The organism is Nocardioides sp. URHA0032, from assembly GCF_000620645.1.
In the GTDB taxonomy this organism is placed as follows: Bacteria; Actinomycetota; Actinomycetes; order Propionibacteriales; family Nocardioidaceae; genus Nocardioides.
Window position 1 is genome coordinate 209,656 of the sequence record NZ_KK211161.1, and the last position, 22,131, is coordinate 231,786.

General features: G+C 73.9%; 19 protein-coding genes and 1 pseudogene. 11 read left to right on the forward strand and 9 right to left on the reverse strand.

Going from position 1 to position 22,131, the window contains the following annotated elements; genetic code table 11:
* Positions 1-5: 5 nt before the first annotated feature.
* Positions 6-989: an alpha/beta hydrolase gene (locus N538_RS26845; RefSeq protein WP_081790659.1), complete on the reverse strand. Its 984-nt coding sequence runs from the start codon at positions 987-989 to the stop codon at positions 6-8.
* Positions 990-1,055: 66 nt separating this feature from the next.
* On the opposite strand from N538_RS26845, the gene N538_RS27745 reads away from it, so the two are divergent.
* Positions 1,056-3,569, forward strand: a complete 2,514-nt coding sequence (locus N538_RS27745) for a hybrid sensor histidine kinase/response regulator (RefSeq protein WP_155992405.1) — start codon at positions 1,056-1,058, stop codon at positions 3,567-3,569.
* Between the two features lies 1 nt (position 3,570).
* Here N538_RS27745 and N538_RS26855 read toward each other — a convergent pair whose 3' ends face one another.
* A complete protein-coding gene (locus tag N538_RS26855) occupies positions 3,571-4,038 on the reverse strand; it encodes a DUF4383 domain-containing protein (RefSeq protein ID WP_155992407.1) in 468 nt (155 codons plus the stop codon).
* Positions 4,039-4,134: 96 nt separating this feature from the next.
* Here N538_RS26855 and N538_RS26860 point away from each other — a divergent pair, with 96 nt between their 5' ends.
* The 3 genes and pseudogenes from N538_RS26860 to N538_RS29595 all read left to right on the forward strand — a co-directional run bounded on the left by N538_RS26860 (position 4,135) and on the right by N538_RS29595 (position 6,393).
* Positions 4,135-5,625, forward strand: coding sequence for a catalase (locus N538_RS26860; RefSeq protein WP_269320369.1), 1,491 nt, complete (start codon positions 4,135-4,137; stop codon positions 5,623-5,625).
* A 30-nt stretch (positions 5,626-5,655) separates the two neighbouring features.
* Positions 5,656-5,820, forward strand: a pseudogene (locus tag N538_RS29590) (catalase-related domain-containing protein); the annotation flags it as partial.
* 21 nt (positions 5,821-5,841) lie between these two features.
* On the forward strand, positions 5,842-6,393 hold the full coding sequence (locus N538_RS29595; protein ID WP_442937213.1) for a hypothetical protein: 552 nt from the start codon (positions 5,842-5,844) through the stop codon (positions 6,391-6,393).
* Here the strand turns inward: N538_RS29595 and N538_RS0122235 are convergent.
* Entirely contained in the window at positions 6,383-6,844 is a 462-nt protein-coding gene (locus N538_RS0122235; RefSeq protein WP_028639113.1) for a hypothetical protein, read from the reverse strand. The two genes, N538_RS29595 and N538_RS0122235, sit on opposite strands and share 11 nt — an antisense overlap.
* Entirely contained in the window at positions 6,844-9,132 is a 2,289-nt protein-coding gene (locus tag N538_RS0122240; protein ID WP_028639114.1) for a molybdopterin oxidoreductase family protein, read from the reverse strand. The genes N538_RS0122235 and N538_RS0122240 overlap by 1 nt, the downstream gene beginning before the upstream one ends.
* 68 nt (positions 9,133-9,200) lie before the next feature.
* On the opposite strand from N538_RS0122240, the gene N538_RS0122245 reads away from it, so the two are divergent.
* Entirely contained in the window at positions 9,201-10,664 is a 1,464-nt protein-coding gene (locus N538_RS0122245) for an aminotransferase class I/II-fold pyridoxal phosphate-dependent enzyme (protein WP_028639115.1), read from the forward strand.
* Between the two features lie 106 nt (positions 10,665-10,770).
* On the opposite strand, the gene N538_RS0122250 is transcribed toward N538_RS0122245, so the two are convergent.
* Both N538_RS0122250 and N538_RS0122255 read right to left on the reverse strand, forming a co-directional pair.
* The gene (locus N538_RS0122250; protein ID WP_028639116.1) at positions 10,771-11,556 is read right to left on the reverse strand and encodes an SDR family NAD(P)-dependent oxidoreductase; all 786 of its coding nucleotides are present in this window, start codon (positions 11,554-11,556) and stop codon (positions 10,771-10,773) included.
* Positions 11,557-11,607: 51 nt separating this feature from the next.
* A complete protein-coding gene (locus tag N538_RS0122255; protein WP_028639117.1) occupies positions 11,608-12,195 on the reverse strand; it encodes a hemerythrin domain-containing protein in 588 nt (195 codons plus the stop codon).
* A gap of 30 nt (positions 12,196-12,225) precedes the next feature.
* On the opposite strand from N538_RS0122255, the gene N538_RS0122260 reads away from it, so the two are divergent.
* Positions 12,226-12,966 (forward strand): sulfotransferase family protein, encoded by a 741-nt coding sequence (locus tag N538_RS0122260; protein ID WP_028639118.1) that lies wholly within the window; start codon positions 12,226-12,228, stop codon positions 12,964-12,966.
* On the opposite strand, the gene N538_RS0122265 is transcribed toward N538_RS0122260, so the two are convergent.
* The 3 genes from N538_RS0122265 to N538_RS0122275 are packed head-to-tail and all read right to left on the reverse strand — an operon-like array spanning position 12,963 to position 16,023.
* A complete protein-coding gene (locus tag N538_RS0122265) occupies positions 12,963-13,796 on the reverse strand; it encodes a glycosyltransferase family 2 protein (protein WP_028639119.1) in 834 nt (277 codons plus the stop codon). The genes N538_RS0122260 and N538_RS0122265 overlap by 4 nt on opposite strands.
* Positions 13,793-14,740: a glycosyltransferase gene (locus tag N538_RS0122270; RefSeq protein WP_028639120.1), complete on the reverse strand. Its 948-nt coding sequence runs from the start codon at positions 14,738-14,740 to the stop codon at positions 13,793-13,795. Before N538_RS0122270 ends, N538_RS0122265 begins: the two co-directional genes overlap by 4 nt.
* Complete coding sequence (locus N538_RS0122275) at positions 14,740-16,023, reverse strand: UDP-glucose dehydrogenase family protein (protein WP_028639121.1); 1,284 nt, start codon at positions 16,021-16,023, stop codon at positions 14,740-14,742. Before N538_RS0122275 ends, N538_RS0122270 begins: the two co-directional genes overlap by 1 nt.
* 112 nt (positions 16,024-16,135) lie before the next feature.
* On the opposite strand from N538_RS0122275, the gene N538_RS0122280 reads away from it, so the two are divergent.
* Genes N538_RS0122280 through N538_RS26865 form a run of 5 tightly spaced genes read left to right on the forward strand, consistent with a single transcriptional unit; the run spans position 16,136 to position 22,131 of the window.
* Positions 16,136-17,782 (forward strand): carbamoyltransferase family protein, encoded by a 1,647-nt coding sequence (locus tag N538_RS0122280; protein WP_036571752.1) that lies wholly within the window; start codon positions 16,136-16,138, stop codon positions 17,780-17,782.
* Entirely contained in the window at positions 17,779-19,266 is a 1,488-nt protein-coding gene (locus tag N538_RS29160; RefSeq protein ID WP_028639123.1) for an HAD-IIIA family hydrolase, read from the forward strand. The genes N538_RS0122280 and N538_RS29160 overlap by 4 nt, the downstream gene beginning before the upstream one ends.
* Complete coding sequence (locus N538_RS29165; protein ID WP_036571754.1) at positions 19,266-20,285, forward strand: glycosyltransferase family 9 protein; 1,020 nt, start codon at positions 19,266-19,268, stop codon at positions 20,283-20,285. The genes N538_RS29160 and N538_RS29165 overlap by 1 nt, the downstream gene beginning before the upstream one ends.
* Before the next feature lie 17 nt (positions 20,286-20,302).
* On the forward strand, positions 20,303-21,511 hold the full coding sequence (locus tag N538_RS0122295; RefSeq protein WP_028639125.1) for a glycosyltransferase: 1,209 nt from the start codon (positions 20,303-20,305) through the stop codon (positions 21,509-21,511).
* The gene (locus N538_RS26865) at positions 21,508-22,131 is read left to right on the forward strand and encodes a D-sedoheptulose-7-phosphate isomerase (protein ID WP_036571756.1); all 624 of its coding nucleotides are present in this window, start codon (positions 21,508-21,510) and stop codon (positions 22,129-22,131) included. Before N538_RS0122295 ends, N538_RS26865 begins: the two co-directional genes overlap by 4 nt.

Sequence of the window (22,131 nt, forward strand, 5' to 3'; positions counted from 1 at the left end):
CCGCGTCAGGTGAGGGCCGCGCGCATGGACGCGACGATCGCGTCCATCGCGGGCCGGGCACCCCGGCTGAAGTACGGGAAGCTCAGGAACCCGTGCGGCATCTGGTGGAAGTCCTCGACCGTCACCCGGTTGCCGGCGTCGGCGAGCGCCTGGGCGTAGCGCACCCCGCTGTCGTGCAGAGGATCCAGCCCGGCCACCACGACGATCGCGGGCGGCAGGTGCGAGAGGTCCGTGGCGCGCAGCGGGGAGAGCCGGAAGTCGTCCAGGTCCGCCCCGTCGGGGACGTAGTGGCCGTGGAACACCTCCATGTCGGCGTTCGACAGCACGATGCCGCGCTCGTTGGCGATGTACGACGGGTCCCGGTCGATCGCGTCGGTCATGTCGGTGACCGGGTAGATGAGGGTCTGGTGCGACACCGCGGGGCCACCCCCGTCGCGAGCCAGGAGGGACACGACCGCGGCCAGGTTGCCGCCCGCGCTGTCGCCCATCACCCCGATCCGGGCCGGGTCGCCACCGAGGTCGTCGGCGTGGGCGGCCGCCCAGAGCAGCGCGTCGTAGCAGTCCTCGACGCCGGCCGGGAACGGATGCGTCGGCGCGAGCCGGTAGTCCACCGACACCACGACGGCGTCCAGCTCCTTCGCGACGATCCCGCAGCTCCAGTCCTGCTGTCGGGCGCTGCCGAGCACGAAGCCGCCGCCGTGGTAGTTCACGACGACCGGCCGCGGCGTGCGTGCCCAGGACTCCGGCGTGTACACGCGCAGCGGCAGCTCGCCGTGCCTCGCACCGAACGACATGGTCCGGACGTCGACACCCGGGACCAACCGGCCCAGGAAGAGGCCGGCCGCGCCGCCGTCGGGGATCACCGTGGTCTGCGCCTTCACCAGCTGCTCCGGGGTCATCCGGGCGACGGAGAATCCCGCGTTCGCCTTCATCAGGCGGTCGAGAAGTCGTACGCCGGGACGGAGTTTTGCTTCCCTCTCGCTGATCATGAAGTGGGAGTGTATGAGCGGGCACTACGCTGCGCGTCACCAAGGAGGTCGGGGCGTGATCAGGTCGTGAGTCGTCGTACCGCGGTGCTGGGCGCCTTCTGGGCGGTCGAGCTGCTCCTCGTCGCTGCCCATCTCGCCGACGCGTTCGGCACCGTCGGAGCGTGGACCTACCTCATCGGCGTGTGGCTCGGGCCCGCGCTCGCGTGGTACGGCACGGCCGCTGCCCCGCCCGGACGCCGGTCGGTCCCGGCGCTGATCGCGGCCGGCCTGACCTCCTCGGCCGTCGGGGACCTCATCTGGCAGCTGCTGACCTGGAGCAGCGGTGAGCCGGACGTCTCCGTGGCCGACATCCCGTACCTGATGAGCTACCTCGGGCTGGGCGCCGCGATCCTCGTGGTGATCGCGGTCCGGCGCGGCCAGCTCTGGAGGCTGGACGTCGACGCCGTGATCGACGCGGCCACGGTCGTGGTCGTCAGCGTCCTGCTGTTCTGGACCTTCTCGATCCACGACATCGTGGCCGACCAGTCGGTGTCCGCGCTCACCCGCGTCGTGTGGGCGGCGTACCCCGTCCTCGACGCGGTGCTGCTCGCGTTGGTGCTGCGCGCGCTGTCGGTGCGCCGGTCGCGCGAGGCGATCGGCATCCCGTTCGCGGCCGGCGTCGGCTGCTGGCTGGTCTCCGACATCGGCTACCTGGTGCTCGAGGTCGACGGCGCCGTCTCGGCCGCCCTCGACATCGGCTGGATGCTCGGGGGGCTGCTGATGGCCACCTCGACGCTGCGCGGCCAGGCGCCGCCCGACGACACGCCCGGCGACGAGGCGGTCGAGCATCCGCTCCGCAAGCTCGGGATCGCGATCGGCCCGCTGCTGGTGCCGCCGCTGCTGCTCATCGCGGACGCCGTGCTCAGCCACGACCCGAAGGCGATCGCCGTCCTGGTCGGCATGTTCGCGCTGGTCGGCCTCGCGTTCGTCCGGACCGCCCGGCTGCTGCAGTCCGAGGCCCGGGTCCGAGCACAGCTGGCCGCCGCGCGGGACGCCGCGCTGGAGGGCTCACGCGCGAAGTCGGCGTTCCTCGCCACGATGAGCCACGAGATCCGCACCCCGATGAACGGGGTCATCGGCCTCACCGACCTGCTCCTCACGACCGATCTCGACGAGCGCCAGCTCCAGTACGCGCACGGAGTGCAGGGCGCGGGTCGCGCACTGCTGTCGATCATCAACGACATCCTCGACTTCTCGAAGGTCGAGGCCGGCCGCCTCGACCTCGAGGACATCGACTTCGACCTGGTGCAGCTGGTCGAGGAGGTCGCGGAGCTCGTGGCCGAGCCGGCCCGGGAGAAGGACCTCGAGCTGCTCGCGTACTGCTCCCCCGAGGTGCCCCCTGCGCTGCGCGGCGATCCCGCCCGGCTGCGCCAGGTCCTGCTCAACCTGGCCGCCAACGCGGTCAAGTTCACCCCGGCGGGCGAGGTCGTCATCCGGGCCCAGCTCGAGAGCCGGAACGGTGACGGCGTCGTCGTCCGCCTCGAGGTCGTCGACACCGGCATCGGCGTCCCCGACGAGCACCGGGCGCACCTCTTCGAGCCGTTCTCGCAGGCCGACTCGTCGACGACCCGGCAGTACGGCGGCACCGGGCTCGGCCTCGCGATCAGCCACCAGCTGGTGATCGCGATGGGCGGCGAGATCGGCGTGTCCAGCACCGTCGGGCGCGGCAGCACGTTCTGGGCGACGGTGCCGCTCCGCACGGCGGAGGAGCCGGAGGGCCTCGCGCGGCCGACGACCGAGGGCCTGGCGGGTCTCCGGGTCCTCGTCGTCGACGACAACCACACGAACCGCGTGATCCTGCACGACCAGCTGTCGGCCTGGGGCATGACCGTCGAGACCGTGGGCGGCGGCGACTTCGCGCTGGCGGTGCTGAAGGCCGCGGTGCTCGAGGGCCGCCGGTTCGACCTCGGGGTCCTCGACCTCTGCATGCCGGGCATGGACGGCCTCGAGCTCGGTCGCCGGGTCGCCGCGACGCCCGAGCTCGCCGGCACCCCGCTGGTGCTGCTCACCTCCGGGCCCGACGTCGGCCAGGGCGAGGCGCTGGCGGCCGGGATCGGTGCCTCCCTGACCAAGCCTGTGGCCCTGACCCGGCTGCGCACCACGCTCGCCGGACTCGTCGCTGCTCCGGCACCCGTGTCCGCCCCGCTTCCGCCGTCGCACGCCAAGGGCCGCGGCCGGGTGCTCGTCGTCGAGGACGGCGAGATCAACCAGCTGGTCGCCTTCGGCATCCTGGAGAGCCTGGGCTACGAGGCGGACGTGGCCGACGACGGGTACGGCGCGCTCGACGCCCTGAGCCGCGCGACGTACGACGCCGTCCTGATGGACGTGCAGATGCCGAACCTGGACGGCTACGCCGCCACGGCCGAGATCCGGAAGCGCGAAGGCACCGCCCGCCACACCCCGATCATCGCGATGACCGCGAGTGCGATCGAGGGTGATCGCGAGCGGTGCCTGGCGGCCGGTATGGACGACTACGTGTCGAAGCCGGTCGACCGCACCGCTGTCGACGCCGTGCTCGGCCGGTGGGTGCCGGCCCGATAGCTCAGGCGACCGGGTGCCGGTCGTCCCTCAGGGCCTTCAGGCCGATCGCACCGAGCGCGATCATGGCGACGGCGAGGACGAAGTGCAGCCAGTTGTCGGCGGTGTTGAGCGGCACGAAGTTCGCTGAGCTCTCGTCGCCCACCGCGATGCCGTACACCCACAGCACCGCGTAGACGACGCCGCCGATGAGCAGGAACTGCGCGGCCGCGGTGAGCGACGTCCGGGCCGCGAGCAGCCCGACCACGCCGAACAGCAGGTGGACGACGTTGTGCAGCACCGACACCTCGAAGATGCCCAGCAGCTTCGCGTCGCTGCTGTGACCGGCGAAGGACAGGTCGTCGTAGCTCGTCGTGATGCCGGGGATGAACCCCAGGACGCCGACGAGGAGGAAGGTCGCGCCGACGACCATCGCTGCGGTTCGCAGCCAGGTCGGCAGCGCCTGGACGGATGGTTGGTTCCTGGTGGTCATGGCGCCCCGGTATCCGCGGGTGGGCGTCTCATGCGCGGGCGTGCAGCGGACTGTTCGGGGTACCGCACCGCGACCATCGGACACGGGAGGACGCACATGGATGCGAAGCAGCTCGCCAAGGAGACCTTCGAGAACGTCGTCGGCAAGATCGCCGAGAAGGCCGCGAAGCTCGCGGAGCCGCCGGTGCCGGGCGCGCCGGCTCCGGAGCCGCCGGCCCTCGAGGAGCCGACGGAGCCGCGCGAGCCGCTGCCGCCGCGACCCGACCAGGGCGCGCCGGCGGCGCGGACGGCGACCGGCAACGACACCGGGGCGGACCCGACCACGCGAGCCCAGCACCAGGCGTACCTGACGACGTCGACCGGCGCCCGGCTGCCGGACACCGACCACTCGCTCAAGGCCGGCGAGCGCGGGCCGACGCTGCTCCAGGACCACCACCTGCGCGAGAAGATCACCCACTTCGACCACGAGCGGATCCCGGAGCGGGTCGTGCACGCGCGCGGCGCCGGCGCCCACGGCGTGTTCGTCGGGTACGGCACCGCCGACACCGTGTGCAAGGCGGCGTTCCTGGGCGAGGGTGTCGAGACCCCGACGTTCGTGCGGTTCTCGACCGTGCTGGGCTCGCGCGGCTCCATGGACACCGCCCGCGACACCCGCGGCTTCGCCACGAAGTTCTACACGACCGAGGGCAACTTCGACCTGGTCGGCAACAACATCCCGGTCTTCTTCATCCAGGACGGCATCAAGTTCCCCGACGTCATCCACGCCGGGAAGCCGCACCCGGACCGGGAGATCCCACAGGCGCAGAGCGCCCACGACACGTTCTGGGACTTCGTCTCGCTGCACACCGAGGCTCAGCACCACACGCTGTGGAACATGTCCGACCGCGGCATCCCGCGCTCCTACCGGATGATGGAGGGCTTCGGCGTCCACACGTTCCGGGTCCAGAACGCCGACGGCGCGACGTCGCTGGTGAAGTTCCACTGGAAGCCACGACTCGGCGTGCACTCCCTCACCTGGGAGGAGGCGCAGCTGCTCGGCGGGCTCGACCCGGACTTCCACCGGCGCGACCTGTACGACGCGATCGAGTCGGGCGCGTACCCGGCCTGGGAGCTCGGTCTCCAGGTCTTCCCGGACGAGGAGGCGCAGCTCTTCGACGGCATCGACCTCCTGGACCCCACCAAGATCGTGCCGGAGGAGCTCGCGCCCGTGCAGCCGGTCGGGATGATGGTGCTCACCGCGAACCCGACCAACTTCTTCGCCGAGACCGAGCAGGTCGCCTTCCACGTGGGCCACCTGGTCCCGGGCATCGACGCCACCGACGACCCGCTGGTGCAGGCCCGGCTGTTCTCGTACGTCGACACGCAGCTCACCCGCCTCGGCGGGCCGAACTTCAACCAGATCCCCGTCAACCGGCCGCACACCGAGGTCAACGACATGCTCCGCGACGGCTTCCACCAGCACGCGGTGCACACCGGGGTGGCGCCGTACCGGCCGAACTCGCTGGACGGCGGCTGCCCGTTCCACGCGGACGGCGACCTCGAGGGGGTGTTCGAGCACCTGCCGGCGAAGGTGGCGGCGGGCACCTAGGTCCGCGCCCAGCCCGCGTCGTACGACGACCACTTCAGCCAAGCCAGGCTGTTCTGGCTGAGCATGTCGCCGGTCGAGCAGGAGCACATCATCCGCGCCTACACCTTCGAGCTCGGCAAGTGCTACGAGCAGGCGATCAAGGAGCGCCAGCTCCTGTGCCTGGCGAACATCGACCCGCGGCTGTGCTCCGAGGTGGCGACCGGCCTCGGCCTGCCGGTGCCCGAGCCCACGCTCGAGCTGGTCGACAGCGAGCCCAGCCCGGCGCTGTCGCAGGTCGGCGAGGCCTGGCCGCCGGACGGCCGGATGGTCGGCATCGTCGTCGACCCCGACGGTGATCTGGCCGGCGTCGCCGAGGTGCGGACCGCGATCTTCGGGGCCGGCATGGTGCCGCTGCTGATCGGGCCGCACGGCGGCGAGGTGGGCGGGATGGCGGTGCAGCGGACCTTCGCGACCGCCCGGTCCGTCGAGTTCGACGTGGTCCTGGTCGCGGGGTGCCCAGTCCCGGCCCCGGACGCCCTGCCGGCGCGGGACGCCAAGGCCGGGGCGGCCGACACCACGGTGGTCGACCCCCGCGTGGTGCTGCTCCTCGAGGAGGCCTACCGGCACTGCAAGGTGATCGGCGCCTGGGGCGCCGGCACGACGGTGCTCGACGCCGCCGGGGTGGCGGGCACGCCGGGCGTCGAGCGCGGCGGCAGCGCGACCGAGGTTCTCGACGGCGTGCAGGAGCAGATGGCGTTCCACCGGGTGTGGGAGCGCTTCACGGCGTGACGATGAGTGCCTGCGGCGCGGCGACCTTCAGCCGGGTCTCGAACCAGGAGATCTGGCGCGAGGTCTCCGCGTCGCAGTGCCGGGCGATCTCCAGCAGCTCCTCGTCGCGGAGGCCCTGGGCCCCTTGGGCGATCACCGTCCAGGTGGTGTGCACGAGGGTGGCCAGGAGGTGCAGGTCCTGCAGGTCGCGGAGCAGCCCGACCTCGCCCTCCCGGGGGTACTCCAGCGCATCGGCGCGCAGTCGCTCGGGCTCGGCGACGTCCTCCTCGCCGTACCGTCGCACGACAGGAGCCAGCCGCTCCCGGTGGTCGTCGGACCAGCCGGCGAGCTGCGAGCAGGTGTGGAAGACGTCGGCCAGGTGGGCATGGCCGTCCGCCACGGCCCGCAGCGAGTCGGCCAGCGTCTGCTCGCTGTGGTCGGCGAGCCCGACGTACGTCGCGAGGTGGGGCATCAGTCCCCCTCGAGGGGGACGACCCGACAGGCCGCCGTCTTGAACGTCGGCTGCTTCGAGACGGGGTCCCACACGGTCATCGTCAGCTCGTTGGCCTGCCCGGCGCCCGCGTAGTGGAACGGCGCGAACACGGCACCCTCGGTCACCGGGCCGATGCGCGCGGGCGCCTCGAGGGAGCCTCGCGGGGACTCGACCCGGACCCGTTGCCCGTCCGCGATCCCCAGGGCCCGCGCGTCCGCCTCCGACAGCTCGACCCACGGGTCCGGAGCGGCGTGGTGGAGGCGCCGCGACCGCCCGGTCTTGGTCCGGGTGTGGAACTGGTGGACGACCCGGCCGGTGGTGAAGATCAGGGGGTAGTCCTCGCTCGGCTCCTCGTGCGGCGGCGAGTACGCCGCGGCCTTGAGGAACGCCCGCCCGGCGGCAGCCGTCGCGCGGTGCTGCTGCTCGGTCGTCGTCGCTCCCGTGGCCAGGTCGTGCCCGTAGTCCTCGCAGTAGTCGGTGGACGTGGGGAACTCCGCGTCGGCGTACAGCCTGGTCGTGCCGAGCGGCCACTGGACGGCGCCCCGCTCCCGGAGCAGGTCGTAGGTGATCCCGCTGTAGTCACAGGGACGGCCCCGGCTCGCCTCCACCCAGGCGTCGTACGCCTCCTCGGGTGTGCGCCAGCCGACGAGCGGGGAACCGTCCCGGTCGGTGAGGCCCATCGCGTCGGCGTAGGTCAGGAAGATGTCGAGGTCGCTGCGGGCCTCCCCCGGCGGGTCGACCGCCTTCTCGGCGAGGTGCACCGTGCGATCGGCGTTCGTGAACGTGCCGGTCTTCTCGCCCCAGCCGGCTGCCGGGAGCACGACGTCCGCGAGCGCGGCGGTCTCGGTGAGGAACAGGTCCTGGACGACCACGAAGCACTGGTCGCCGCCGAGGATCCGCCGGATGCGCGGGGACTCGGGCATCGACACGGCCGGGTTGGTCGCGGAGATCCAGAGCAGGCCGATCGACCCGGTCTCGGCGTACCCGAAGATCTGCATGGCGTGGGTGGGCGGCGCCCAGTGCGGGATCGTCATCGGATCCACGTTCCACAGCCGGGCGAGCTCCTCGACGTGCGCCGCGTTCTCCCAGTTGCGGAAGCCGGTCAGGTCGCCGTCGGCGCCTGTCTCGCGGGTGTTCTGGGCGGTGGGCTGACCGTTCATCTGGAGCACGCCGCAGCCGGGACGGCCGAGCATGCCCCGGAGCAGGTGCAGGTTGTTGACGCCGCAGGCGGCCGCCGTCGCCTGGTGGGACTGGTAGAAGCCCTGCAGCACCGTGGACAGCACCGCGCCGGACTCGCCGAAGATCCGGGCCGCCCGGCGTACGTCGTCGGCATCCACTCCGCAGGTGCGCGCGGCCTCCTCCGGGGTGTACGGCTCGACCGTGGCGCGCAGCTCCTCGAGCCCGACCGTGTGGGCCTCCACCCAGTCGGCGTCGAGCCACTCGTGCGCGAGCAGCTCGCGGGTCAGCGCGTTCATGAGCGCCAGGTTGGTGCCTACGCGGGGAGCGAGGTGGACCCCGCCGGTGCGCCCGGCCGCGACCGCCACCTCGGTGCGGCGCGGGTCGACGCAGACCACCCGTGGCGGCTCGCTGCCCTCGATCCGGTCGAGGATCCGTGCCCAGAGCACCGTCTGGGTCTCCGGCATGTTGTGCCCGAAGAGGAAGAGCGCGTCGCACTGCTCGATGTCGTCGTACGACGCCGGCTGCCCGTCGGCGCCGAACGACTCCTTGAGCGACGCCCCGGCGGTCGCGGTGCACAGCCGGGTGTTCCCGTCCATGTGAGGCGTCCCGAGGCCGGCCTTCCCGATCACCGCGAGCGTGTAGTACTCCTCCAGGAACAGCTGGCCGCTGGTGTAGAAGCCGTGGCTGAGCGGGCCCTTCTCGTCGAGCAGGGCCCGCGAGCGCTCGACGATCCGGCCCATCGCCGTGTCCCAGTCGGTCTCGACCAGCCGGCCGTCCTCGCGGACCAGGGGTGTGGTCAGCCGGTCCGGCGACGACGCCCACGGGGTGCTGCCGTACAGGCCCTTCGGTCCCAGCCGACCGCGGTTGACCCGGTCCGCCGCGCGACCGCGGACGCCGACCATCCGGCCGTCCTTCACGGCGATCTCGCATCCGCAGCCGTTGCTGCACAGCACGCACGCTGCGCCGACCCACCGGTCGACCTCGTCCTCGCGGACCCCGTCGAGGTGGACGTCGACGCGCTCGGGCCACGCCGAGCCGCGGGCGGTCGGCGTACGGGCACCCCAGACGTGCACGGTGCGGTCCGCCATGCGGCGATGGTGCCCACCGGGGCATGCGCGCATGCATCGCCCGCGGTCTCTATGGGCACCGGGGCCGCATGGACCACTCCCGGACCCCTGTGCTCGATGCGCTCAGCGAGTTCCGCCACCGCGGCGACGTCGTCTTCGGGCCGCCGGGTCACCGGCAGGGCCGCGGTGTCGACCCACGCGTGCTCACGATCCTGGGCGAGGGTGTCTTCGCATCCGACGTGCTGGCGATGAACGGTCTCGACGACCGCCGCAACTCCCAGGGCGTGCTGCAGGACGCGCAGGATCTGATGGCCGACGCGGTCGGTGCCGAGCACGCCTTCTTCTCCACCTGCGGCAGCTCGCTCTCCGTGAAGTCGGCGATGCTCTCCGTCGCCGGCCCGGGCGAGAAGCTGCTGATCTCGCGCAATGCGCACAAGTCCGTCGTCAGCGGCGTCATCATCAACGGGACGGTCCCGGGCTGGGTGCACCCGAAGTTCGATGCCGAGCGGCACCTGGCCCACCCGCCCGAGCCCGACGACGTCCGTCGCGCCTTCCAGCAGCACCCGGACGCCAAGGGGATGCTGCTGATCACGCCGACCGACTGGGGCGTGTGCGCCGACATCCAGGGAGTCGCCGACGTCTGCCACGAGTTCGGCGTACCGCTCATCGTGGACGAGGCGTGGGGAGCCCACCTGCCGTTCCACGACGAGCTGCCCACCTGGGGCATGGACGCCGACGCCGACGTCGTGGTCACCAGCGTCCACAAGATGGGCGCGGCGGTCGAGCAGAGCTCGGTGTTCCACCTCCAGGGCGACCGCGTCGACCCGACAGTGCTCGCGCAGCGCGAGGACCTGCTGGCGACGACGAGCGCGTCGAGCCTCGTGTACGCATCACTGGACGGCTGGCGACGTCACATGGTCGAGCAGGGTCGCGAGCTGCTGACCCGGACGCTGGCGCTCGCCGCCCGCGCGCGGGAGGAGATCGGCGCCATCGACGGGATCGAGGTCTACGGCCAGGAGCTGGTCGAGGAGGGCTACGCGTTCGAGATCGATCCCCTGGTGCTGGCGATCGACGTGCGTGGCCTGGGCATCACCGGCTACCAGGCCGCCGAGCTCGCACGGGCCCGCCACCACGTCGACTTCGGCGCGTCCGACACCTGCCGGATCAACGCCCGCCTCACGCACGCCGACGACGACGCGTCGGTCGACATCCTGGTCGCGACGCTGCGCAAGATCGTCGAGGATGCCCGCTCCGCCGAGACCCCTCCCCCGGTCGACTTCCCGAGCGCGGAGGGTCTCGAGCTCGAGACGGTGCTCCTGCCCCGCGACGCCTTCTTCGCCGAGGTCGAGCAGGTCCCCGCCGAGAAGGCCGTCGGCCGGGTCGCGGCCGAGATGGTCACGCCGTACCCGCCCGGCGTCCCGGTGCTCGCTCCCGGCGAGCGGATCAGCCAGGAGGCCGTCGACTACCTCCGCTCGGGCGTCGCCGCCGGGATGCTCATCCCGGAAGCGGCCGACCCGGAGGTGACGTCGCTGCGGGTGGTGCGCGAGTCCTGACACCGCAGTTCCACCATGGTCTCCAGGGACCTGCAGGTCCCATGGTGTGCTCGCCGTGGGAGGTGCAGGCTCAGCATCCCCTGGTGGAACGGGGACCGCCGGTCGCTCACTCCCCCTCGGGCCTGGTCATCCGCGCGAAGATCGGGTTCGCGATGGCGTCGGGCAGGTGCGTGCCCAGCTCGGCCTGGATGCGGTTCCTGAACGAGCCGGCCACCACGCTGGACCGTCCCGCCAGCATGGCCTCGACACCGTCGCGGGCCACCTCGCGCGGGTCGTCCTTGTCCTCCATCTGGCCGAGCTTCGTGTCGCCCATGTCCGCGCGGGAGAAGAACTCGGTGTCGGTCGGACCCGGCATCAGCGAGGTCACCGTGACGCCGGTGTCCTTGAGCTCCTCGCGGACGCCCTCGGCGAAGGAGTGCACGAACGCCTTCGAGGCGGCGTACGTCGCGTGGTAGGGCCCCGGCGCGACGGCGGCGATCGAGGACGTCACCAGGACGCGTCCCGCGCCGCGCGCGACCATCTCGCCGAGCACCAGGTGGGCGAGGTGGACGGTCGAGCGCACGTTGAGGTCGACCAGGCCGAGGTGCGACTCCAGCGGCGTCTTGTCGAAGCGCCCGCCGACGCCGACCCCGGCGTTCAGGACGAGCACGTCGAGCGGTCCGGCCGCGGTCGCCCGCTCGTGCAGGTGCTCGACGCCGGACGCGGTCGTGAGATCGACCTGGACGGCGAGGGCGCCGAGGTCGGCGGCTGCGGTCCGGATCGCCGGCTCCTCGGCCGCGACCACGACGTCGTACCCGCGCTCGACGAGCTCCTGCGCGATCGCGCGCCCGATGCCGGTCGAGGCGCCCGTGACGAGGGCGCGGCCGGCCTTGCTGGTCCCGGTCTGGGTCATGGCCCCCGGTAACCAGTAGCGGCCCGGGGATGCCTCGATCCGGTCGGTTCCCTACTGACCGGGCAGCACCTTCGACACCGCGTCGCGGGCGTGGTCGACGAGCGAGGCGATCGGGCCGACGGCGTACTGCGCCACCGGCGACCCCGCGGTCGACGGGTGCGGGCGCGTGGGCGCGATCGTCTCGACGACCTGGAACATCCGGCCCATGCCGAGCCGCCGTTCCTCGTCGCACGACCTCTCGATCAGCGGGAACTCGGCGGTCTCCTCGGCCTCCGCGTGCGCGTCGACCGACTTCTCGAGCGACGCCAGCAGCTTGTCGAAGTCCGCGTCGGTCGGCTCCAGACCGTCGAGCTCGTCGAGCACCTCGGTGGCCTCGGCCTCCTCCGCGTTGCGAGCGTCGGCGACCGCCTTGCCGCCGTTGTCGGTGACGACCGGACGGACGATCATCTCCTCGGCGGTCTCGTGCGCGACCAGTAGCGCGCGCAGCTCGGCGAAGAGCTCGGAGCGCTCGGCGCCCGCGGCCTCCCGCACCTCCGTGAACAGGTCCCGGATCCGTGCGTGCTGTGCGTACAGGACCCCCAGCACGTCGCCCTCGGGATACGTTGCGGCCTTCCTGCGGTCTTCGGTGGCGTCACCCATGAGCCACCGGTAACCGGGTACCGCCGCATCATGCCTCTGCCCACCCTGGTCGTGGTCGGTGCGATGAAGTGCGGCACGTCGGCGCTGCACCGGTACCTCGACCGGCACCCGGAGATCGCGATGGCACGGGGCAAGGAGCTCAACTTCTTCTACGGCCCGGAGCAGCCGCCGGACGACGACCCGGGCACGTGGTGGCGGTGGGGCCAGTGGCACCGCGGTCCGGAGTGGTACGCCTCCTGCTTCGACGGCCGCTACGCCGTCCGCGGCGAGGCGTCACCCGGGTACACCGACCCCGGCAACCCCGAGGTCGCCGCCCGGATGGCGGCGCTGGTCCCGGACGTGCGGCTCGTGTGCCTGGTGCGCGAGCCGCTGGACCGTGCTCTCTCGCAGTGGCGACACCACGTTCGCGACCGGACCGAGATCCGGCCAATGGCCGCCGCGCTCCTCGACCCGGCCAGCCAGTACGTCGCGCGGAGCCGCTACCGCGCGTGCCTCGAGCCCTTCCTGCGGGAGTTCCCCCGACCCCAGCTGCTGGTGGTCGTCCAGGAGCGGCTGCTCGCCGACCGCCGACGGGAGCTCGCCCGGGTGTTCGCCCATGCGGGCGCGGATCCGGCGTTCTGGAGCAGCGACCTCGAGCCGCGTGTGCACGTCGGCGGGGGCCGGCAGGAGCCGGTGCCCGACGACCTGCGGACGGCGTTCGGCCAGCGGGTCGCCGCGGACCTCGCCGGGCTCCGTGAGCTGCTCGACGACGACCTGCCCGAGTGGCGCTAGCCGAGCAGCCGGCGACGCTGCTCCACCGAGCGGGGCACGACCCTGCGGTGGCGCAGCGCCAGCGGCGCCCGCCGCACCCCAGCGAGGATGCCGCGGCGCTCGGGCGAGCCGGTCCTCACGCCGCGCCGGGCGGTGTCGAGGACGGCCGGCCAGGGCAGCCGCATGACCGCGGTGAGCAGGTCGTTGCGCGCCAGCAGAGCGCGGCGCCCGGCGTGCGGCCCGCGTCGTGACGACGGGTGGTGGTGCGCGACGACGTCGTCGACGTACGACAACCCCCAGCCCCCGGCCGCCAGGTCGAGCGCGAGCCGCTGCTCCTCGCCGCCGAAGCCGATCACCCCGTCGAAGCCGCCGGCGAGCAGGAACGGCTCCCGGCGCACCACGGCCCCGCACGCGAGGAACCCGAGCACCGGGGTGCCGGGCAGGTCCGGCTCGTCCGGCAGCGGCGAGCGGGCCATCTCGGCGCTGGCCGGGTCGAGGTCCTCCTCCGGGCCCACCAGGATCCGGGCCGCGACGAGCGCCAGCCGCGGATGGGCGTCGAACAGCTCCGCCGCCCGGTCCAGCGCGCCGGGCTCCCACCACGAGTCGTCGTCCGCGAACGCGACGTACGGCGTGCTCGCCTCGGCGACGCCGAGGTTGCGGGCGACCGCCCCGAGGTTCTCCGGGAGCGCGAGGACCCGCACGCCGGGGCAGGTCGCGCGGACCCGCTCGGGCGTGCCGTCGGTCGAGCCGTTGTCGACGAGGATGACCGGCGGGCGGTGGCGCGGCAGGGACTGCACCAGGTCCGGCCAGCGGTTCCTGGTCGCGACGACGGTGGTGACCCGGTCGCTCATCGGGCCTGGGCGAGGAGCTCGTCCCAGTCGCGCAGGAACCGCTTCAGCCCGAACCGGTCCAGCGCGTGCTGCCGCGCGGCGCGGCCGGCCGCGGCCGCCCGGTCCGGGTCGTGGACGAACGCGGCGACGCCCTCCAGCAGCTGGTCGCGCCGGGTCGTCACGAGGCCGGCCTCGGGCGGTACCGCGAACGGCGCCTCGGTCGCCCCGACCGCGACGACCGGCATCCCCAGCAGCATCGCCTCGATCAGCGACAGCCCCAGCGACGTCCACCGCGCGGTGTGGACGTACACCCGCCGCCGCGGCAGCTCGGCGTGCATCGCGTCCTGCGACAGGTCCTCGTACGTCGTCAGCCCCGGCGTCCGGTCGAGCAGGGAGACGCGCATGCCGAACAGGTCCACCGGCGCCACGCCGGCGATCGGCGCGAGCAGGTCGGTGCCCACGAACCGGCCGCGGCGGACGGGGTCGTTGACGACGACCGCCGCGTGCGGCAGCTCGCCGGTGTAGCGGTGGCCGGGGTCGACGACGCCGTGCTCGACGACGGTGGTCGCAGCGGTCCCGCAGTCCCAGAAGAGCTCGTTGAACCCGGTGACGTGCACGACGGGGATCGCCCGCTGGTCGGCCATCGGGTGCCGTGTCTCGGGCACCTCGCCGGCCGGCGTGTTGTGCTCGACGTACAGCGCGGGCAGGTCCCGCCCGGGGCGGCGCCCGAGCCACCGCTCGGCGAGCTCGAGCTCGTGCGGCCGCTGGAGCACGACGACGTCGACGTCGAGGTCGCGCATCGCCGCCGGCTCCACCTCGCGCACGCTGGCCGGCCAGTCCCAGGTCCGGGCGCGCCCCAGGCCGTCCGGCCCGCGGTCCGGCGTGACCGGCAGGTGGTAGTCGTGGCCGCCCTGGACGAACGAGGTCGTCCACGAGCCGTGCACGTGCCAGAGCAGCACCCGCATCAGGCGCTCCGGCCGAGCGCGCGGAAGTCCCAGCCGGCCCCCACCCACTTCTCCGGGTCGAGCACCAGACGGGCGTCGAGGACGGTGCGCCGGCTGACCAGCTCGCCGACCTCGTGCGGATCGAGCGCGGCGAACTGCGGCCACTCGGTGAGCACCAGCACCAGGTCGGCGCCGCGGCAGGCGGAGGCGACGTCGTCGACGACGGTCAGCTCGGGCCGCTCGCGCCGGACGTTCGCTCCGGCGTACGGGTCGTGCAGCCGCACGGCAGCACCCGCACGGTGCAGCCGCACCGCGACGTCCAGCGCCGGCGAGTCTCGCACGTCGTCGGACTCCGCCTTGAACGCCCCGCCCAGCACAGCCACCGTCCCGGTGCCACCGGGCAGCAGGGACCGGGCCAGCTCGACCGTGCGGGACCGCTGCCGCAGGTTGACCCGGTCGACGGCGTCGAACAGCCCGGCCGACTCCACCACGCCGAGCTCGCGGGCCCGGGCGACGAACGCGCGGGTGTCCTTGGGCAGGCAGCCCCCGCCGTACCCCAGCCCCGGGGCCAGGAAGTCGCGGCCGATGCGCGGGTCGGCGCCGAGGATCGTCGTGAGGTCGCCGACGTCGGCGCCGGACGCCTCGCACACCTCGGCGAGCAGGTTGACCGTCGAGATCCGGGCGGCGAGCATCGCGTTCGCCGACACCTTCGCGAGCTCGGCCGTCGGCAGGTCGGTGCGGATCACCGGCACTCCGGCGGCGACCAGGTCGGCGTACACCAGCAGCAGCGTCCGGTGGTCGTCGTCCGACTCCACGCCGAGGACGAGCCGGTCGGGGCTGAGCGTGTCGCGGACCGCGCGACCCTCGCGGAGGAACTCCGGGTTCCACGCGACGCGCGCCCCGAGCCGATCACGCAGTCGGGCGGCGGTCCCGACAGGGACCGTCGACTTGCCCACGACCAGCGCCCGGTCGTCGAGGTACGGCGCCAGCGCGTCGGCGGCCGACCACAGCGCAGAGAGGTCCGCGCCGTCACCGTCGTCCGCCTGGGGGGTGCCCACGCAGAGGAAGTGCACCTCGGCGTCGGCGACATCGGCCGGGTCGTCGGTGAAGCGCAGCCGGCCCGACGCGACGCCGTCCCTGACCAGCTCGTCCAGTCCCGCCTCGTGGAACGGCGCCCGTCCGGACCGCAGCACCGCGAGCCGACCCGGGTCGCGGTCGACACCGATCACGTCGTGGCCCGAGGCCGCGAGGCAGGCGGCATGGGTCGCACCGAGGTACCCCGTGCCGAGGACGGAGATCAGCATGCGGCCCCGGTTCCCGCGACGGCACGGGTCATGCACACCGGAACGGGTGCGTTTGGGAAGCGGTGTCCGGGACACCGGAGGGCGAAGTCGCAACCGACCGAAGGGAGTACTGGTGGCGAAGGTCCTCGGGGTCAACGCGCTGTTCCACGACCCGGCGGCCGCCGTGGTCGTCGACGGCGTGACGGTCGCCGCAGCCGAGGAGGAGCGCTTCTCGCGCCGCAAGCACGGCCACCGGCCGGTGCCGTTCGCGGCCTGGGAGCTGCCGGAGCTCGCGGCGCGCTGGTGCCTGGCCGCGTCCGGCCTCGACGTGGCCGACCTCGATGCGGTCACGTACTCCTTCGACCCCGCGCTCGCGGCGCCGGCCGAGGAGCTCGGGCTCGACGATCCGTGGGACCACCTCCGCCAGACCTACGCCCGCGAGGCGGGCGGCTTCCTCGGCACCGCCCTGCCGGGCCTGGACCCGGCGGCCGTGCGGCACGTGCCGCACCACGTCGCGCACGGCGCCTCGGGCGCCCTGGCCTCGCCGTTCGTCGGCGGGGACGTCGACGTGCTCGTCCTCGACGGGCGCGGGGAGTGCGGCAGCCACCTGGCCGGCACCTACCGCGGCAGCGACCTGACGGTGCACGCCGCCCAGCGGCTCCCCCACTCGCTCGGCCTGCTCTACGAGGACCTCACCGATCACCTCGGCTTCCTGCGCTCGTCCGACGAGTACAAGGTGATGGCGATGGCGTCGTACGGGACGCCGAGGTTCCTGCCCGAGCTCCGGGACCGGGTGCACCACGACGGCGCCGGCGGGTTCCGCACCCTTCCGGTGCACTGGCAGGCACTGGCCAAGCGCCTCGAGCCCGGGGAGGAGTGGAGCGAGGACCACGCGGACCTGGCCGCCAGCGTCCAGGCGCGCCTGGAGGAGGTGCTCGTCGATCTCGCGCGCTGGCTGCGCGGCCGGACGGGCGGGACCCGGCTCGCGATGGCCGGCGGGGTGGCGCTCAACTGCGTCGCCAACACGCGGATCCTCGAGCTGAGCGGGTACGACGAGGTGTGGGTCCAGCCGGCCGCCGGGGACGCCGGGACCGCCCTGGGCGGCGCCCTCCACGTCGCCGGCGAGCTCGGCGACGAGCTGCGGCCGATGCCGGGCGCCGACCTGGGCCGGGGCTGGAGCGACGACGAGCTCGAGCGGTACCTCCGCACGGCGCAGGTGCCCTACGAGCGGCCGGCCGACATGGCCGAGGAGGTCGCCGAGTGCCTCGCCGCCGACGGCGTCGTCGCCTGGTTCCAGGGGCGCAGCGAGTTCGGGCCCCGGGCCCTCGGCCACCGGTCGCTGCTGGCTCATCCGGGTCGCCGGGAGAACCTCGAGCGGCTCAACGACGTCAAGGGCCGCGAGCAGTTCCGCCCGGTCGCCCCGATGGTGCTGGCCGACCGCGCACCGGCCCTGTTCTCGCGCGGCCCGTTGCCCTCGCCGTACATGCTGTTCGTCCACGATGTGGCGGCGGAGTGGCGGGATCGGATCCCGGCGGTCGTGCACGTCGACGGCACGGCACGCGTGCAGACGGTGGACACCGCCGAGGAGCCGCTGGTGGCCCGGATGCTCGAGGCCTTCGAACGCCGGACCGGGCTCCCGGTCGTCGTGAACACCAGCCTCAACACGGCCGGCCGGCCGATGGTCGACGATCCCCGCGACGCGCTGGAGTGCTTCGGCTCGGCGCCGGTGTCGATGCTCGCGATCGGACCCTTCGCGGTCCGGAGGAGGGGCCGGCCTTGACCCCGATCCCCACGTCCATCGTCGTCCCGACGGTGGGCCGCCGAAGCCTCTCCGTGTTGTGTGACGCACTTGCCGAGCAGACCCGCCCTGTCGATGTCCCGGTGATCGTCGTCGACGACCGGCAGGACGGTCCCGACCTGCACCTCGACGCCGCCGGCCTCGACCTGCGCGTCGTCCGCTCCCGGGGCGGTGGCCCGGCGCGGGCGCGCAACGTGGGGTGGCGCATCGCGCGCTCGGAGTGGGTCTCGTTCCTCGACGACGACGTGGTCCCGGACCCGGACTGGTTCGAGGTGCTCGCCGGCGACCTGGAGCTCGCGGCCTCCGGTGTCGGCAGCACCGGCCGGGTGCGAGTACCGCTGCCCGCGGACCGCCGGCCGACCGACTGGGAGCGCGGGACCGCCGGGCTGGCGCACGCACGGTGGATCACCGCCGACCTGAGCTACCGCCGGGACGCGGTGTCCGCCGTCGGGGGATTCGACGAGCGGTTCCCCAGGGCGTTCCGCGAGGACGCCGACCTCGCGCTGCGGCTCGGGGCGGACCGCGGCACGGTCGTCGCCGGAGCGCGCAGGATCACCCACCCGGTGCGACCGGCCGACGACTGGGCCAGCCTGCGGCAGCAGGCGGGGAACGCCGACGACCGGCTGATGCGCGCTCTGCACGGGCCGGACTGGTGGACCCGTGCCGAGGCGCCGCGCGGGCGGATCCGCCGGCACGCCGCGACGACCGCCGCCGGGCTCGCGGGGCTGGCGGGCCTGGCCAGCCGGCGCCGTCGACTCGCGACGCTGGGTGCGGCCGGCTGGCTCGCCGGCACTGCGGAGCTGGCCTGGGCGCGGATCGCTCCGGGTCCGCGCGACGCCGCGGAGGTACGCCGGATGGTGCTGACCAGCGCCGCGATCCCGGCGGCCGCCTGCTGGCACTGGCTTCGCGGCGAGCTCGCCCACCGGCACGCCCCGCCGTGGCGCGGCCTGCCCGACCTGGTGCTGCTCGACCGCGACGGCACCATCGTCCACGACGTCCCGTACAACGGCGATCCGGCGCTGGTCGAGCCGGTCGCGGGTGCTCGCGCCGCACTCGGCCGCCTGCGTGAGCGCGGCGTGCGCCTCGCGGTCGTCACGAACCAGTCGGCCGTCGGTTCCGGCCGGCTCGACCGCAGTCAGGTCGACGCGGTCAACGCCCGGGTCGAGGAGCTGCTCGGACCCTTCGAGGCCTGGTACGTGTGCCCGCACGCCCCCGGCGAGGGCTGCTCCTGCCGCAAGCCGGCGCCCGGCCTGGTGAAGCAGGCGTGCGCCGAGCTCGGCGTCGACCCGGCGCGCTGCGTGCTGGTCGGCGACATCGGGTCCGACATCGAGGCGGCGGAGGCCGCGGGCGTGGCAGCCCATCTGGTGCCCACGCCGCAGACCCGGCCGGAGGAGGTCGCCGCGGCGCCGCGCGTCGCCGTGACCCTGTCCGCGGCCGTGGACCGGATCCTGCGGGGCGACTGGTGATGCGCACGCTCGCCGTCCGCCTCGACAGCCTCGGCGACGTGCTGGTCACCGGGCCGGCGATCCGGGCGCTCGCCGCCCGGTCGACGTCGCTGACCCTGCTGTGCGGACCCCGGGGCCGGGCGGCCGCGGAGCTGCTGCCGGGCGTCGACGAGCTGCACTGCTGGCGCAGCCCGTGGGTCGACCCCGAGCCCGGTCCGGTCGACCCCCGGGACATCGGCGACCTGACGGCCGCACTCGCGGCGGAGCGCTTCGACCGCGCGGTCGTGTTCACGTCGTTCCACCAGTCGCCGCTGCCCACGGCGCTCGTGTGCCGGATGGCCGGGATCCCCTGGGTCGGCGCGATCAGCGAGGACTATCCCGGCTCCCTCCTCGACGTCCGCCACCGGGTCGATGACGACCTGCCCGAGCCGGAGCGCGCGCTGTCGCTGGCCCGCGCCTGCGGCGCGACACTCCCCGCCGGCGACGACGGCCGCCTGGCACTCCGTCCGGGTGCGGTCCCATCGACGGACCTCGGCGAGGGGTACGTCGTCCTGCACCCCGGCACGTCGGTGCCCGCGCGGGCCTGGGTGCCGGCCGGCTTCCGGCGGGTGGCCGAGCTCCTCGGGCGCGACGGCCACCGCGTCGTCGTCACGGGCTCCCCGGACGAGCGGGACCTCACGGCCTACGTCACCGGCCGCTCGGAGGCCCGCGATCTCGGCGGGCGCACCGATCTCGCCGGGCTCGCCGGCGTGCTGGCGGGCGCCCGCGCCGTCGTGGTGGGCAACACCGGTCCGGCGCACCTGGCCGCCGCGGTCGGCACCCCGGTCGTGTCGCTGTTCGCGCCGACGGTCCCGCGCGTCCGCTGGGCGCCGTACGGCGTCCCGGTGGTCGTCCTCGGCGACCAGGACGCGCCCTGCCGCGACACCCGCGCCACCCGGTGCCCGGTGCCCGGCCATCCCTGTCTCGCGTCGGTCACGCCGGACGACGTGGTCGCGGCCATCGCGACGCTGAGCGGGCCAGCCCTCCGGCGGCTCGCATGACCAGAAAGGAGGATCCGATGAGACTGGCCCTGGTCTCCGAGCACGCGAACCCGCTGGCCGTCCTCGGCGGCGCCGACGCGGGAGGACAGAACGTGCACGTGGCGGCCCTCGCCGCGGGGCTGGCGCGGCGCGGCCACGACGTCACCGTCTACACCCGTCGCGACACCCCGACCGGACCGGACCGCACGGAGACGGCCGACGGGTACGCCGTCGAGCTGGTCGCCGCCGGCCCGCGCGCCGAGGTGCCGAAGGACGAGCTGCTTCCCCATGTCGCCGACCTCGGCGACGGCCTCCGGGAGCGGTGGGACGACGAGCCCCCGGACCTCGTGCACGCGCACTTCTGGATGAGCGGGCTCGCGTCGCTGCGGGCGGCCCGGGGCACGCCCGTCCCGGTGGCCCAGACCTTCCACGCCCTCGGCTCGGTCAAGCGCCGGCAGCAGGGGCTGGCCGACACCAGCCCCCGCAGCAGGATCGACCACGAGCGGCGGCTATGCCGGGACGTCGACCACGTGATCGCCACCTGCTCCGACGAGGTCGCCGAGCTGCGGTCCCTGGGGCTGGCGCCGGGGCGCGCGAGCGTGATCCCGTGCGGCGTCGACACCGACCTGTTCCGGCCCGCCGAACGCCGTGACCCGGACGGGCCGCCCCGGTTGCTCGTGCTGGGCCGCATGGTTCCCCGGAAGGGCATCGGCAACGTCGTGGAGGCGCTCGCGCGGCTGCCCGGAGTCGAGCTCGTCGTCGCCGGCGGCCCCGCGGCGGACGCCCTCGACGCCGACCCGGACATCACCCGGCTCCGCGAGATCGCCCACGGCGCCGGCGTGGCCGACCGGGTCCGCTTCCTCGGCGGTCTCGGTCGCGAGCAGGTCCCCGGCCTGATCACCGACAGCGACGTCGTGGTGACCGTGCCCTGGTACGAGCCGTTCGGCATCGTGCCGCTCGAGGCGATGGCCTGCGGCCGGCCGGTCGTCGGCGCCGCCGTCGGCGGCCTCCTCGACACGGTCGTCCCGGGCCGGACGGGCGAGCTCGTACCGCCCCGCGACCCGGATGCGCTCGCCGTCGCGGTACGTGACCTGCTGGCCGACCCGGACCGGCGGGCGGCGTACGGGTCGGCCGGGCGCGAGCGCGCGGTCGCCTGCTACGACTGGCGCCAGGTGGTCGAGCAGACCGAGACCACGTACCACGCCCTCGCGGCCAGCACCGACCGAGCGACGGAGGTGGCTCGATGACCTCGGCCCCGCAGTCCCTGGACACGCCGTGCGACCATGTCCACCTCGCCGAGCTGCGCGGCGCCCTCGACCGTTTCGAGGCGTGCGTCGACGTCGCCGACGACTGGGGCGAGCGACTGGCCGCGGTGCTCGACCGCGGCGGCCGGCTGCTGGCCGCCGGCAACGGCGGCAGCGCGGCCCAGGCCCAGCACCTGACCGCCGAGCTGGTCGGGCGCTACCGCGAGGACCGGCCGCCGTACTCGGCGATCTGCCTGACCGCGGAGACCTCCAGCCTCACCGCGATCTGCAACGACTACCCGGCCAGCGAGCTGTTCGCGCGCCAGGTGCAGGCCCACGGCCGGCCCGGCGACGTGCTGGTGCTGATGTCCACCAGCGGCACCAGCGAGAACGTCGTCGCCGCCGCCCGCCGCGGCCGCGAGTGCGGGCTCGAGGTCTGGGCGATGACCGGGCCGGCGCCCAACCCCCTGGCGAGCGCGGCGACCGAGTGCTGCGCGGTCGAGGCGCCGTACACCGCCACGGTGCAGGAGCTGCACCTGGTCGCGCTGCACATCCTGTGCGCGGCACTGGACCGCACCCTTGACGTCGGCGTGTCCCGCACGCGGCGGCTGCGGAGGGCCTGA